The following is a 13,614-nucleotide window of genomic DNA, read 5'->3' as shown; positions in this document are numbered from 1 at the left end:
AGAAAAACCAGCAAAAGCTGGTTTATAGGAGTGGTACTACCAACCTATCTGATAGGCTTCTATTTGTTGAATAGCGTCAGCATCATCTAAAGCAGTAGAAGCTATTTCTTCCACCTCTTTCTTCATCACTCTTTGACGATCATGAATCTTGAAGCCTTGCTTTAATATCGCTTGATGAATCGCTTTTAGCATGTCTAAAGTAAATGGAGTCTGATCAACGTTGTTTGCATCTGTCCAATAAGGAGGAGCATAATTTGATAGCAAGTCAGACTCAATTCTCTTTCTTGAATTTGGATTCGAGTTCCATAAAATCCCATTGACCTCTACAGTACTTATAGGAGATAACTCTTCTGCATCACGCCATAGCGATATTAATGAGTGTGCTTTTTTAACGACTAAATCTAACTGAGTCACCCACTTGCCGTTAAACCACCGTTGGACTTCTGTTGGTTCATCTAACGTATAACCTTCCGGTACTGGCCCCAACTCCATCACTGTTTTTGCCGACTTATCTTGCTTGTTATAAACCTGTTTACCGATGTAGTTTTCCACCTGAATCCAATCTCCAGAATCAAGACGAACAACATGGTGAACAGAGTGAGGCTTGGGTGGTTTCCTCCAAGTGCATTTACTCGGTAAATCAAAATTCAATTCGGAGACCACAAATGGGTTAGCATCACTATCCCAATAAGGTCTTCCTAATAGAATAGGAAACACTGTCCACTTGCCATCTCTATATACAACCGTTTGTTTCGATTTGTCATATTCAGGTGGAGGATCGATAACCGCATGCTCTGGTCGCTCTCCATTTGGTTTCCCAACAACATATCCTTTACCCGATTCATCCCAAAACTCTAACAAGGCGTTGTTCTTAAACTCAGTCCACACATCATTTTCTTTGTCATATCGACCTATCATTCCTTCTCTTGACGGCACATAAATCGTCTCTGTGAACTCACTTCCAAGCGCGGTACTTTTGACAACATGCTCATTAAAGTTGCCCGTCCACCAGCCTTCAGCATCAAAACGAGAAACATTCAGCAGGACATCTTTACGTTGAAATGAATGCTTCATGCTACATCATCCTTACAATCCAGTTATATTTTCGGTTTCTTATGGTATTTTTTGCTGCGCCAAACGCATCAATAATTAACGTGTGAGCATGAGAGCCAATATCAACATAATGGCTATGTTCTCCTGCAGCATCCGTAGAAAACTTACCTCGATAAGAACTAACGCCATAGCTACTAGGACGGTTAGTTATATTGCTTGTGCTATAAACACTAAATTGGTGGGTATGGCTACCCGTGGTATTAGTATGTTTCCTACCCAAATCCGTATTTTCAACACTTCCTGTATGAAGATGGCTTTTCACATAATCTGCTTCGTACTGTAATACTTCTTCATCATCTTCCTTACCGACAATGGCTAGCCCTCGCATATCTGGAATGATGCCACTTGGATATAATTTTGCCAGTTCAGGAAAAACTGTTTTATCAAAAGCCTGATTCTTCATGATGGCATAACCTGCCGGAGCAATATCAGTTGGCCACGGCAAAGGGATTCCTGCAGGAAACGGGATACTATTCGCATAAGCCTGAGCTCGAATGGCTTCTTGAATAGCCAGTGCCAACGCCTCTTCTGCTGCGGTTCTGTTACCAGCTACTGATAATTTGTCTTGCGCGACCAATTGCTTGTCAGAGGCGACCTGCTGGCGATTACTTTCGACCTGTGACCTAGCGGCTTCTACATCTCGTGCTTTTTCTACTACCGTATCTTTATCATGTCTGACTTGATTAGCATCTTGCTTAGCCGCTTGAGCGGCATTTTTGGCCTCTATCTCGCTAGTATTACACGATGCCTGCAGTGCTATTAGATTAACCATGACCGTATCCGGTACAAAGCCTACATCCACAAGCACAACATCATTAACTGAAAGTGACGAGGTAAAGCTCAATGATTTACTATTTGCTAGATAGTTAAAATCAACAGTTTGAAATTGTCGGTCTCCATTCTTATAAACAGCAGCCAATGAGTTAAATTGAGCAGGTAAAACAATGCTCACTTGTCCTTGCGCTGCCACATAACGAAGAGTAGTAAAACGTTTATCTAATGGCCCGATTCCACTTAATGTATTTTCAACTTGATCAAGCCTGCCATCTTGCTGAGTATTCTTTTCATGCTCTGCATCAAGCTGTTGTTTTTGTGCTGGTTCTTCATCGCTTGTGGGCTCTACCACCGTAAAAGCCGTAACAAAACCCTTCTTTCCATCTTTTCTTGGCTCCGGTAATTTATCAAAACCCACCTGAATGGCATCAAGCTCATTTTCTACTGCATCACCACGAGCAATAGTGAATGGATCAAACTCATTCTGTCGTTCATAGAATTCATTTGTTTTAGACACGGAAACGCCTCCTTGGGATATACGAAATCGAGTAACCGTCTAATTGAAAATTGGCTTCAAAATTACTCTTTCCAGACAACAGAATAGAAATGTTTTTGCTATGTCCATCAAGGTATGCAGCTGGGGTGATGTAATCAGGGCTAGACCAGTAGAAATCATTCCACGTTGACTCATTCCAACGACCGCCACCACCAAATGCCACACCAACCGTACTATTTGATTGCGCCTGATTTGGACTGCCGTAATCTAGAGAGTGAGTGTATTTAAGAGTTAATGAACCTTCTGACGACATATGAAGCTCTAAGTCTTCCCATGACTTAATGTCTTTAGGACTACCACAATGAATATATGCAAAGCGAATCGCCCAGAAAATATCACTCCCTGCGAATGAATGTACCTTTGTGGTTTGCCTGTAAATTCGACCATCATCAAACGCAAGATAGGTGTTATTAACGGTATCCCATACGTCACTGATGACTTTATGGTATTTGAAAAATGTCGCTCGAGTTTTACCATCTTTGAGCAGTTGAATAACCACATGCTTATTTGCGCCTTTTTGATAAAAACGCACCTGGTTATTATCTCGATTGTGGGAATGAGCAAAGAACTGTGTCAGCCCTTCTTTTAACGCAGCATCCCCTAACAGCTCGTTCGCACTTAACTCGCTAGCTACAAAATCGCCGTATGCCTGTGTTTGCTGAACATTAATAAAGCCATAGCGAGAATGAGCAATAGGAATAAACGTTGATGTTAATGTCCCTGCAGTAACACCAATTCGAGTGTTAAGCGCACTCATTTTCCAATCATCTTTCGTTGTGCCACTTAAAAGGTAGATGGCATGCTTACAACCAACCAGCAGGTAATTCCCTACAAGTGATTGTAAAGCGGTTATCTCATCCCCTGTTCCAAATTGCTCAGCCCCCAAAAGTACCTGCCAATTAAGCGGCTCGCCCACCACACAATGACCATATTGCCCACCGACAAAGGACAAAAAGAGATGGTTTTTATGCTCCTCAATATCCGTTATTTCTCGGCTATCATTAATCATTATCGGTACAATCACACCATTTGGACGCACTTCAATGACTTCTTTTCCATTGGTGCCGTAGGCATAGCGAGTGGTACTGCTGGCGTAAAAGTTATGATAGATAAACGTCCAACTTCGTCCACTGGTTAACGTATTTTCAGTGCTAACACTCGTAGACTTGGCTAACAGCTGGTTATCAATTTTTACATCACTTCCAATTACATCTGCCACTTCACCATCAAGTATCAGATGACCAGATTGACCATCTGCAGAAAAAGCACTGGCAATCAAAACTCGACTTGTTGCCCCAATGACAATCGTCGCTCCTTCCAAAAACAGAGCAGGGTTACTTACCTCACCAAGCATTAATTTATAAGTCGCCGGTGCAGCCTGCCAAGTATGATCCTCTTGAGCAATACTGACCGCACACCTCTCACCATTATCACGAAAGGCAATAAGTGGTGTGTTATCTAGCTCTACCACCCCTCTTAACACACCACTACCTAGCGGTGGGGTTACCTTATCCATAATGACTTTATGTGCTTCAGCCAGATATCTAGCTTGCTCTTCAGCATTGCTGCCAAACCCAAATGGCGCAATGCGAGTAGCAGTAACAGAGATATCAGGAGAAATACTCGCCAGAGCTTCACCAATTAGTTCAAATGATATTGCCGCAACACGAAGCGATCGCGAATCTAATTCAACACCGGTAATAACACCTGACTTACCATTTAAAGTGAATGTGCGACCAACCCAGTCAATAGATACATCACCTTTAAGCACCACACGATAGTAACTGTAATCACTCGCAGGAGAAGCACCATCAATTGGCTCTACCCCTTCTATGCGACCAAAACCACCGCCCCATTTAGGCTGAACATTATCGGCAACAATGGCGTTTCCTGACTTCTTAGCGATAGGTGGTGTAACAAGATCGATAGTACCGTTTAGTGAGATATGTTGACTCTTAAGCCCATTCATTTAGGAATGCTCTCTATGCCAGGCTTCAGCTGAGCGCCAAAGCCAACACCAATATAACGATTACAAAGTTGCATCATTAATTCATCGTGCTTTAGCTGCGCTTTTTGAAGTAACTCTGGAGCGTTCATCCGAATCGCTGGACCAATCATGGCTTTCCATACAATCACCAAATGATACTGCTCAGGAAGATAAGGGACATCTAGACTTTTCGTTAAGATCTGCGGGTCGTATTGGGAGTACTGAGTCACAGGGGTGATATCGGGCTTATTCGCATAAAATGTCGTATCCCACGCTTTACTTCCCTGCAATTCAGTCCAAGCTTCTTGTACCGCTTCAACCATTTCTAAATATCGGCCCCGCTGATTTTCTACCGATGTCATGCCAGTGCCTGAATCTCGCATTTCTCGATGCAGGCGCTGACTAAGCTCTAAAAAGTTCACAATAAATTACGCATCATTAGCGTCAAGTTCTGACACTAACCCGATATAATCCATGTGGTAACTATTTACTTTTCTCGGTGTAATGGTGCCATCTTTTTCTTGGTCATAATGGACTTCTTTGGCCTGACGGATCATGTCGTAAACAGGCTTAGGAATATCCACTTCTTCACCAAATTTAATAATGGCGTTCCACTCGTTAAGCATAAAATACTCTTGAGTTTTCTTATGTGCTTCTCCATTTACCGTAATAATCACTCGGACTTTAGGTCTTGCTGCAATCGGCACATGAACCTCTTCTGTATTGATAGTGGCTTCAGCACTTTCAACCAGGTCGGTTCTCATCTCTTTTGGCAACAACTCTTGAGGACGAAGCAACTCATTATTCTCTTCAAATACCATTATCGCTTCTACTAATGCTTCTCTAGTCGCATCAGCTGCAGGTTCAACACCGCATGCTTCTTTAAGGTGCTTTTTTAATGTTGCTTCTTGAGACTTATCTAAATCTATAAACTTGTATTTGGACATGGTTTGTCTCCAATAAAAAAGCCCCGCATTACACGGGGCAAATGTTCCTACGGTCCAGGCAGGAGTTCATTAGGCAAGATTGCTTGCCGCAACTTCTATACGAATCATCCATGCTTCGTTAAGACGCATGGCCAGCCAGTACATTTTCCAACCCACTGAACCGGTTTGACCCAGTTCATCCCCTTTTTCAGGTTTACCCGGGTTACGAACAAGAAGATCATGAGAGTTCTTGCCTTTTAAAGGACAGTTGGCATATGAGTCCTGTCCAAAGACAATAATCGGATAGACATCTGACTTGGTACCCGTGGTAGATAATGTTGCGTGTGTCGCCGCAGTACCACCGGCATCAATAACAGGATCCAATAAAGGAGTGGTAATGAATCGAACATTTTCCACAGTACCAAACTCTTCAGGACACAACACTTTACGAGAACCATAATCAGCCACTGACTTAAAGCCTGGCAAATCGCGAATATCAGGCTCAAGGTCTGTATGACACACGGCAATATAGGCCGCTTCAATCGACACAGTTCCGTAATTAGCACTAGACGATACCATGGAGGTTTTCTTGCGAGCCCGATTCTTATTAAGAGTACGAGTCGCTTGGCGAAGCTTAGTCAGTGATAATTTCTTATTCACTTCACTTCGAGCCACACCATTGGCATATACTACGGCAGTACCGCCTTGTAAAACTCCCCATAGTAATATCTCAGCAGTTTCTGCCGCTTGCTCGCCGCTAAGTTGAACATGGGTATTCAAGATTGGGTCTTCATGGAGATCTTGAATAATATCTGTGATTTCAGCCCAGGAACCGTACTGCTTTAAGTTGCCAGTAACATCTTGGAACTGCATTTTTTGCGATGCTGGACGAACACCTTCAGTGATAGGTGTGGTCGCTGGCGCAAAAGGTACAGGACGACGAAATTTGATTATCTGACCGCGGTTCTTCGGTACCGGTTCAGTCTGACCAAATTTAGACAAAACCAATATTGGCTCTGCGTGTTTTAAAAATTTCGCTTTGGAGACAATACCAACGCGAGGTGAGATATCACCATATACAGTCGTAGACATGTAATGAATCCTTTAAATAAACTACCCTTCAATCTCCTTAACAGCTGCAGCAAACAATGCATCTTCATCGTCTGCTGATAATTCGGTATTACGAGGACCACCTCGACCAGCTGGCAGACTGGTCAAGGCATTAAGTTGATTGTCTCGCTTCTTACGAATAGAGTTATCTGGAGATTGGGCGTTAAACTGATTAAGCACATAAATGGCATCTTGTGGATCATCGCCACCAGCCATGTTTTGTACTCCTGATGGCTGCTTAGATAGCCAATCATCAAATGCGGGGTTATTAACGATTTCGAATGCATTAGGAATGGCATCGAGTACCGCTTCCTGGTTTTGTGCATCTCTAGTTTCTTCAATAGACTCCACCTGACCATCTACTATGGTTTGCAGCGGTTCGGTGATGGAATTAAGCTGCTCTTGAACTGCGCCAAGACTTTTGGTCATGGTCTTGCCCATGACTTCAGCAAGATCTGGATAATCTTCAGCAAACTCTTCATCAACCAAAGATAAGCTGTCCATATCTGCGCCGGCTTCTTTTAACTTGCCTAGCTGTTCTTGTGCCTTCTTCCATCGCCCTTCGGCGGCTTTTGTTCTTCCTATCTGGCTAGATAAGGAGTGATTTAAGCGTCGGTTTTCTGATTGCAGTTTTTCTAGCTCATTGTCATCAGCGTCTTTTGGAAGTACTTCAACACTACTCGCATGTTCGACGTGGCCATCGTCTAAAGCATCATCACTTGTATGTGGTTTATTGTCGTTGCTTTCTTCCTGAGTAAGAGGCTCATTTACGATGGCTGAAAGTCCATCAGATGATCCGCCTTCAACTTCTGATACTGCGGCTTCAAAAGCGGCGGTTTCATTGAGTTCATCTTGGCGGTCAGTTTCAGTCGACATAGACTGTTCTCCTTGCGGCCTTTAAAGGCGGCAGTAGATGATTAAGACGGCTAGTTGTTAGCGGTCAAGAAAAAGCCTCAGCAAATACTGAGGCTTTGATTGGATAATTGACGCAAGTTAAGACGCGTCAATCTTATTTTTAAACTCTTCTAATGCTTGAATCCTTCCACGTAACATCGCGGTATCCAATTCACTTTGTGGTAAAGAAAGTGAGTCTTTTAGTGCACTCACTTCAGCATCAAGGGCCGTTTTTAGCTCTCGCTTAACCGATTCATTTAGCTGCATACGGCTCTTTCTAATTCACGTGTCCCTTTAAATTTCATCGCAATACAGAGCTGGGCCATACGTTGACGAGCGGTTATTTTCTCCCGCACATCTGAGTACTCTTTAAATGGGTTACATAACACCAAGAACTGCTCTCCCATGCGCTCATGAAGCGCTACCTGAATCAAGCTTGCTATTGGCTTTTGCAGCAATCCATTACTCATTGCACTATCTCCCAGTCATTAGCCATCACATCTTCTTGATTAATGTCCCATCGTCGATTGCTTGTATTCTTGCCTGATATGGCTAAATAGTTTTTCGGTTCAAGACCCAAACGACCACGAACCCGTTCAACGTTATCCATCATAAACAGAAATTTATTGCCCCAGTGAGGACGACAAACACGATAACCTTGTTTAGTTAGCTCTAAGGCATGAGAGAAATTAAGAAACCCACTGCGCTTATAAGCTACAGAAAACACATTCATTGGTGACCACGAAATATAACCTTTATGATCAGGATGATTGGCTGTCCCACCATCAAGATACTCCACCAAATAGCCTTGTTCTTTTGCCAAGTGTTTCTCGTCCTCTGGCAATGCCCAACCTCGATACTGGTTATATGCTTCTCTTGTCATCAAGGAAGCTTTAACCAGCTTTAATCCAAGATAGAGTTCCATAAATTCATTTCCTTAGACCGCAGATCAAAAAAGCCCCGCTCAATGGCAGGGCTAAATTTTGGATATAAAAAAAGCCGACTCATTAAAGTCAGCTTTCCATCTTTGGGTAAATTTACATCAGTTATGGGGATTACTCAAGTGAAGCTAAACAATAAACTTGTCAAGAATCTGATTCTGTTCATTTATATTCTCTCCTTGAGCTTGCATATCATTCGCCGAAGCTTTTGCCCCTTCTGCTACTTGAAGCGAGAGATCTTTTATATTCATTGTGTTGCCATTAATTTCTTCCGCAACCAAGCTCTGCTCTTCAGCTGCAGAGGCAATTTGCAAAGTCATATCTGTAATATTACGAATAGCATCACGAATTATATCAAGAGCTTTATTTGCTTCTTGAGCTTTAATAACTGTGTCTTCTGCACCCTCTTTACTTTGACCCATAACCAAAGCTACTGAGCTTGCACCAGCCTGAAGCTGTTCGATCATTGTTCGAATCTCTGTTGTAGACGTTTGCGTCCTTTGTGCTAAAGAGCGTACTTCATCAGCAACTACAGCAAAGCCTCTTCCTTGTTCTCCTGCTCGAGCTGCTTCAATCGCTGCGTTTAATGCAAGTAAATTAGTCTGATCAGCAATATCATTGATAACCTGTAGAACTTGTTCAATATTTCCAGTCGCTGTTTCTAATGCCTTAACCTCTATGACTGCTTGGTCTATTCGTTCTGATAAATGATGAATAGACGCCGTAGTCGCATTAACCGCTTCAACCCCATTTTCTGCTGCATTATCAGCTTTCTGAGTAGTCGCAGCTGCTCCTTGTGCATTACCAGCCACATCATTCGCAGTAGCAGCCATTTCATTCATCGCAGTAGCTAACTGTTCTAGTTCTTGCAACTGCGTAGTAATCGCGCTGGCAGCTTCTCCCGAAACATCAATAGTATGAGTGATGCCTTGTTTAACTTCACCACTAATTCCTTTCAATTGAGTGATCTGCCCTTGAAGAGATTCAATGAATCGATTGAAACCATCAGCTAATCGGGCAAATTCTGGATCTGTATTTGTGCTGAGACGATGCGTTAGATCTCCCTGCCCAGAAGCAACATCTTGAATAGCATTGTCAAGAGTACCAAGAGGGGCCATCAATTTGTTAATCACAAATACTAGTATGGCCACCGACATAATCAGAGCAATAAGCGCATAAACAATAGAGTTATTTCGAAGTTCACTAACCACATTTAAAGCAATATCTTCATTGATTTGAACGCCAACATACCAATCTACATTTGGAACTTTCACAAAATGAAAGCCATACCGAATACCATCGATTTCTTGGAATTCAGCTTGCTCGCTTATGCGAACATTTGGCAAGTAAGTAGATAATGGTTTACCGTTATTCCCTTCATTTGGGTGGGCAATCGTAGTTCCGTCTTTATCAACAATAAACAATATACCTGCACCAAACAGATCTACTTTATTAACAATATCTGCTAGGCCGGCTAAGCTAACATCATAAAAAGTGGCCCCAACGAATCGACCTTTATCTTTCATAGGTAAACCGATAGAGACGAGTATAGTTTGGCTAACAGCGTCAGCATAAGGCTCTGTGATAATAAGACCGTCTTTTGCTTTTGCTTCCATATACCAAGAACGAATCCTTGCATCATAGGTCGATGCTGGTACCCAGTTCGCATCATTAGAAAATGCTTTACCATCTACTTCGAAGCCACCACCAACCATTGGAAACGCTTCCTTTAGTGGTCGCTGGTTAATAACTTTAGCAATAGCTTCTTTGCTCAGATCATTATTAATAAGACTGGTAGAATATTCTGCTAACCTAACACGACCTTCTATGTCAGCAGCAATATTATTTTTGACGCCGTCCATAATGTCATTAACGCTACTTATTGTCCTTTCTTCAATGGTAGCACTCACTGTCAAATATTGTTTTACGGATAAGAGGCTCACCGTTAACAATAATAGAATAGAAGACACTAATGCTATTTTGTGGCTAAATTTCATTGCAACTCTTTGAATAGTGATTTTTGGTGTATTTTTACTCCGAATCAACAAGCAAATCAACAAGTATTTAATATGTTAACAATTGTAAATACGCCATCTGTTTTGTCATCGCGATTTATTCCTGCACAATAAAGCTTTTAATATACAATCCATAAACTAAAGAAACTCCACTATGAAGTCTAATGTACAACCAAACATTTTTTATAAACAAGCTCTCTTTCAATATCCAATTGATTCTTTAGCTCTTCAGGAAGTTCAAGTTTTCCAGAAACCTCATAAATATATCTTGGTAATACTGACTTTCTAGGAAAGTCTTGGCTCTCAGAAAGAGCAATACAATAGCTTCGCTTTTTATACTCATTGTACCCAAAATTAAAACAAATCATCATCATAGCTAGCAGTACTATCTTAATTATCCAATTCATATAACGGTATATTCCTTCATCACTGGTTCGCATTCAAAGCGTTTTATAGGTCTTCTATTTCTACACCCACGAAATATCACCATCTCTATTTTTGTATACCTTAACGTTCATCACATTTTCATACCATGAACATAATGTACATTCTTGGCCTTTAAATATGAGTTGTTTTTAAGGTAAAAAATGAAAAAGTTAATCGCTTTGTTAGCACTCCTCCCCTCATTAGCTCTCGCTGATACTATTACTATAGACTGCACTTATACTGAATTCGCACAACCAGACGGTTTACATAAAACAGAGTCAAACTTCAACTTAAAGTTTCTCATCGATAAGAAAACAGGCCAATCATATATACTAGGTAATAATGGTAGTGCAGAAGTTATATCTACCGGTACAGATGAGCAACTAACATTCTTGGAAGTTACTGGCGTTAAAAACGTAATGTCCACAACAATAGTGATCGATTCGGGAGAATCAGTTCATAGTCGAAATACTGTCAGTTTTGGTAAGCTAATTCCATCACAATATTATGGTGAATGCTTAATGGGCTTATAGTTTTCTCTAGAAGGTAATACTCTTCGTCTATCAAGTTTATCATTAGCTAATAAATCTAAATTCAAGTCAAATTAAATCTGGATCTGGCTTGAATTTAGTTAATCGATTGTGAAACATATAAAGCACTACTCCAACCCATAATTGCTCGTCGGATTGGAAACAGGCACCTGCTTAAGCTTCAGTTCACTAATAAATTTATTCATATCCAGTTCTTGCTGAGAGCGCAGCTTCCTAAGTTCTGTCACCAGTTTTTCTGTGTTCCATTTGTCTTGCTGAGATAGCTCATAAAGCTTGATTTCTTTCTGCTGGGTTAGTTTCGCCAGCTCCAGCTCATACTTCATAATAATCTCTTGGTTTCGCTGCTCTTGAGTTTGAACATTACCTTGCATCTTCAACTGTTCAACCTGCATATCCATTTCTGATTTCAGTCGCTCAAGCTCCATAGACTGCTGGTGTTTAAGTTGCTGTAACTCCAGGTCCATTTGCGCCTTAACAATGGTTGGGTCTTGCGGCTGATTCTGCGCCTGCTCTTGTTGCTGCTTAATCACCTGATCATATTCTGATTTGGGTTTTAGCATTGTCTGAACACCAAGACTCATTGATTTAACCAGCGACTCGACGCCCTTATACCAGTCAAACGCTGGTGCCAAATTAGAATGTGCTGAGAACCTATCAAACATTTCGATTATCTGAGCGGTTTGCATCTCTTTAACCAACAACGCACTGGTACCTCTGGCTACTACGTTCATATCTCCTTTAATTTCAGGTCTTGGATTGAACTGCATGTTCCAGGCATAAAATCGACTGATTAATGGTTTCGTTACGGCATCATCAAACTCTTTAACCTGTCGACGACGTACAGCATTTGCAGCATTCATCAACATAGACATTCCGCCTAATGTTGGCGTTACTTGTCCTTGTTCGCCTTGCGAAATCATAGGAAGACCAGACTCTTCATCCATAAACGATTTAGCCATGGATATCACGTTAGCAAACTCTTGTTGTCGTGATTGAAAGCTAAATACCCCAAACGCTTTTTGCGCTTCAAAAGTCGCCATATTTTTAGTGGACTCGGTGGTTTGCCATACCTTTCTAGGTGAAAACTCCCAGTTACCATCGGCAGGTTGCAGTACTGATTTATTTACTACAATTTGATCACCTACTGTCGTTACACCGTTATCTAACATTGAGCGCCAGGCGGTATTAAGAATGTCTTGAGAATCTTTACAAAGATGAGGGATACCATAGCCAAATATGCACGATACATCTGGCTCACAACAATAAACTGAATATGGCCAGTCTTCAGTATCAAATGGATTGAGGTTTACTGAAACCACCGTCCCGTCACCTGCGAAATGGACCACACCATCCATTTCCATTACATCCGACAGTTCATCTGGTTCTAATAATCCTGCTTCAACCAGCACCATATGAGGAATTGGACCGTGATACACCCACATCTCATATCGAGATTCTTTATACGTTGGCTGCAGCCCTGTCATCATACGAAGCTGATTTACATAACCCAACACATCACCAGTATGTGCATGAGTAGATTTTGGTTCCTGCTTCAGTAGCTTAACGATATTGGTTTTTTCTTTGGACTCATCATTGAGCATTGTCCGTAACGATTTCTTATTTACATAAGAACGCTCAAACACAAACTCTGCATCATCTAGGTTTGTCGCACTCATATCAGGCACAAAGTCCCACGGCATAACACATCGTGCTACGGGTATTTGCTTATAGCCAATTTGAGCGGCCCACTCTCCACTTTGAGTATGTTCAACTGGTGCCCACTTAGCCTCTGACTTTACTTGTACTTCGGGAGCTCGAATAATGCCGGTACCCAGCACACCAGAATAATGCAGCATCCAACGGCCTTCAGTCGCAAAATCACATTCCAGTAATTGGTCATCTATCTGTGTTTCCATAGCGTTCGCAATGGCGACCGCTTCATCTTTTTCTGCTTTTGCTAGAGCAGCGGCATCACCTTGCAAATCAGGATCTTGTTCTAGTTCTTTATCCAGCTCTGGTACTGGTGTAGGCAGTATCCCGTAGTTCTTATCATCAGCGGGATAGAGCATGTCGGTCATCTGGGCAACCCAAGAATCCGTTTTACTGCGGGTGTAGCCAACGAACACAGATGACAGCTTTTGCTCTTTGGCATTGGTATACACCTGGTCTTCGTATTTACTTTTGTACCGGCGCATTTCTTCTACCCAACGCTCTTCTATTGGTCGTCGTTCATCTAGCTGGGTTTGAAGTAGTCTTAATAACGTATTACCGAACCCTTCCATCGCAGAAACGAGGGAATTGTCTTCTGATTGCTGTTCCAT

14 protein-coding genes are annotated in these 13,614 nt (G+C 41.8%); 1 reads left to right on the top strand and 13 read right to left on the bottom strand.

Annotation, left to right across the window (positions count from 1 at the left end; translation table 11 throughout):
* Positions 1 to 36 precede the first annotated feature (36 nt).
* The 12 genes from CHJ_RS18115 to CHJ_RS18060 all read right to left on the bottom strand — a co-directional run bounded on the left by CHJ_RS18115 (position 37) and on the right by CHJ_RS18060 (position 10,723).
* Entirely contained in the window at positions 37 to 1,074 is a 1,038-nt protein-coding gene (locus CHJ_RS18115) for a DUF4376 domain-containing protein (protein WP_317918527.1), read from the bottom strand.
* A gap of 1 nt (position 1,075) precedes the next feature.
* On the bottom strand, positions 1,076 to 2,404 hold the full coding sequence (locus CHJ_RS18110) for a phage tail protein (RefSeq protein ID WP_317918526.1): 1,329 nt from the start codon (positions 2,402 to 2,404) through the stop codon (positions 1,076 to 1,078).
* Positions 2,397 to 4,412 (bottom strand): hypothetical protein, encoded by a 2,016-nt coding sequence (locus tag CHJ_RS18105; protein WP_317918525.1) that lies wholly within the window; start codon positions 4,410 to 4,412, stop codon positions 2,397 to 2,399. Before CHJ_RS18105 ends, CHJ_RS18110 begins: the two co-directional genes overlap by 8 nt.
* Positions 4,409 to 4,852, bottom strand: coding sequence for a hypothetical protein (locus CHJ_RS18100; RefSeq protein ID WP_317918524.1), 444 nt, complete (start codon positions 4,850 to 4,852; stop codon positions 4,409 to 4,411). The genes CHJ_RS18105 and CHJ_RS18100 overlap by 4 nt, the downstream gene beginning before the upstream one ends.
* A gap of 6 nt (positions 4,853 to 4,858) precedes the next feature.
* The gene (locus CHJ_RS18095) at positions 4,859 to 5,377 is read right to left on the bottom strand and encodes a hypothetical protein (protein WP_171753446.1); all 519 of its coding nucleotides are present in this window, start codon (positions 5,375 to 5,377) and stop codon (positions 4,859 to 4,861) included.
* A gap of 69 nt (positions 5,378 to 5,446) precedes the next feature.
* Positions 5,447 to 6,448, bottom strand: coding sequence for a N4-gp56 family major capsid protein (locus CHJ_RS18090; protein ID WP_317918523.1), 1,002 nt, complete (start codon positions 6,446 to 6,448; stop codon positions 5,447 to 5,449).
* A gap of 21 nt (positions 6,449 to 6,469) precedes the next feature.
* Positions 6,470 to 7,342: a hypothetical protein gene (locus CHJ_RS18085; RefSeq protein ID WP_317918522.1), complete on the bottom strand. Its 873-nt coding sequence runs from the start codon at positions 7,340 to 7,342 to the stop codon at positions 6,470 to 6,472.
* A 117-nt stretch (positions 7,343 to 7,459) separates the two neighbouring features.
* Positions 7,460 to 7,627: a hypothetical protein gene (locus CHJ_RS18080; RefSeq protein WP_317918521.1), complete on the bottom strand. Its 168-nt coding sequence runs from the start codon at positions 7,625 to 7,627 to the stop codon at positions 7,460 to 7,462.
* Entirely contained in the window at positions 7,618 to 7,830 is a 213-nt protein-coding gene (locus CHJ_RS18075) for a hypothetical protein (protein WP_317918520.1), read from the bottom strand. The genes CHJ_RS18080 and CHJ_RS18075 overlap by 10 nt, the downstream gene beginning before the upstream one ends.
* Positions 7,827 to 8,285: an MW1434 family type I TA system toxin gene (locus CHJ_RS18070; protein WP_317918519.1), complete on the bottom strand. Its 459-nt coding sequence runs from the start codon at positions 8,283 to 8,285 to the stop codon at positions 7,827 to 7,829. The genes CHJ_RS18075 and CHJ_RS18070 overlap by 4 nt, the downstream gene beginning before the upstream one ends.
* Before the next feature lie 144 nt (positions 8,286 to 8,429).
* Entirely contained in the window at positions 8,430 to 10,298 is a 1,869-nt protein-coding gene (locus tag CHJ_RS18065) for a methyl-accepting chemotaxis protein (RefSeq protein WP_317918518.1), read from the bottom strand.
* A 179-nt stretch (positions 10,299 to 10,477) separates the two neighbouring features.
* Complete coding sequence (locus tag CHJ_RS18060; RefSeq protein ID WP_317918517.1) at positions 10,478 to 10,723, bottom strand: hypothetical protein; 246 nt, start codon at positions 10,721 to 10,723, stop codon at positions 10,478 to 10,480.
* 180 nt (positions 10,724 to 10,903) lie between these two features.
* On the opposite strand from CHJ_RS18060, the gene CHJ_RS18055 reads away from it, so the two are divergent.
* Positions 10,904 to 11,275 (top strand): hypothetical protein, encoded by a 372-nt coding sequence (locus CHJ_RS18055; protein ID WP_171753436.1) that lies wholly within the window; start codon positions 10,904 to 10,906, stop codon positions 11,273 to 11,275.
* A 125-nt stretch (positions 11,276 to 11,400) separates the two neighbouring features.
* On the opposite strand, the gene CHJ_RS18050 is transcribed toward CHJ_RS18055, so the two are convergent.
* Entirely contained in the window at positions 11,401 to 13,614 is a 2,214-nt protein-coding gene (locus CHJ_RS18050; RefSeq protein ID WP_317918516.1) for a hypothetical protein, read from the bottom strand.

This window comes from Vibrio sp. MACH09 (assembly GCF_033238805.1).
Classification (GTDB): Bacteria; Pseudomonadota; Gammaproteobacteria; order Enterobacterales; family Vibrionaceae; genus Vibrio.
This window is presented reverse-complemented; position numbering and strand designations above follow the sequence as displayed.

Bases quoted from the DNA above. Each gene is read 5' to 3' on its own strand.
- CHJ_RS18095 (WP_171753446.1), bottom strand. From the start codon at position 5,377: ATGTCCAAATACAAGTTTATAGATTTAGATAAGTCTCAAGAAGCAACA.
- CHJ_RS18065 (WP_317918518.1), bottom strand. From the start codon at position 10,298: ATGAAATTTAGCCACAAAATAGCATTAGTGTCTTCTATTCTATTATTG.
- CHJ_RS18070 (WP_317918519.1), bottom strand. From the start codon at position 8,285: ATGGAACTCTATCTTGGATTAAAGCTGGTTAAAGCTTCCTTGATGACA.
- CHJ_RS18050 (WP_317918516.1), bottom strand. From the start codon at position 13,614: ATGGAACAGCAATCAGAAGACAATTCCCTCGTTTCTGCGATGGAAGGG.
- CHJ_RS18085 (WP_317918522.1), bottom strand. From the start codon at position 7,342: ATGTCGACTGAAACTGACCGCCAAGATGAACTCAATGAAACCGCCGCT.
- CHJ_RS18080 (WP_317918521.1), bottom strand. From the start codon at position 7,627: ATGCAGCTAAATGAATCGGTTAAGCGAGAGCTAAAAACGGCCCTTGAT.
- CHJ_RS18075 (WP_317918520.1), bottom strand. From the start codon at position 7,830: ATGAGTAATGGATTGCTGCAAAAGCCAATAGCAAGCTTGATTCAGGTA.
- CHJ_RS18055 (WP_171753436.1), top strand. From the start codon at position 10,904: ATGAAAAAGTTAATCGCTTTGTTAGCACTCCTCCCCTCATTAGCTCTC.
- CHJ_RS18105 (WP_317918525.1), bottom strand. From the start codon at position 4,412: ATGAATGGGCTTAAGAGTCAACATATCTCACTAAACGGTACTATCGAT.
- CHJ_RS18060 (WP_317918517.1), bottom strand. From the start codon at position 10,723: ATGAATTGGATAATTAAGATAGTACTGCTAGCTATGATGATGATTTGT.
- CHJ_RS18115 (WP_317918527.1), bottom strand. From the start codon at position 1,074: ATGAAGCATTCATTTCAACGTAAAGATGTCCTGCTGAATGTTTCTCGT.
- CHJ_RS18090 (WP_317918523.1), bottom strand. From the start codon at position 6,448: ATGTCTACGACTGTATATGGTGATATCTCACCTCGCGTTGGTATTGTC.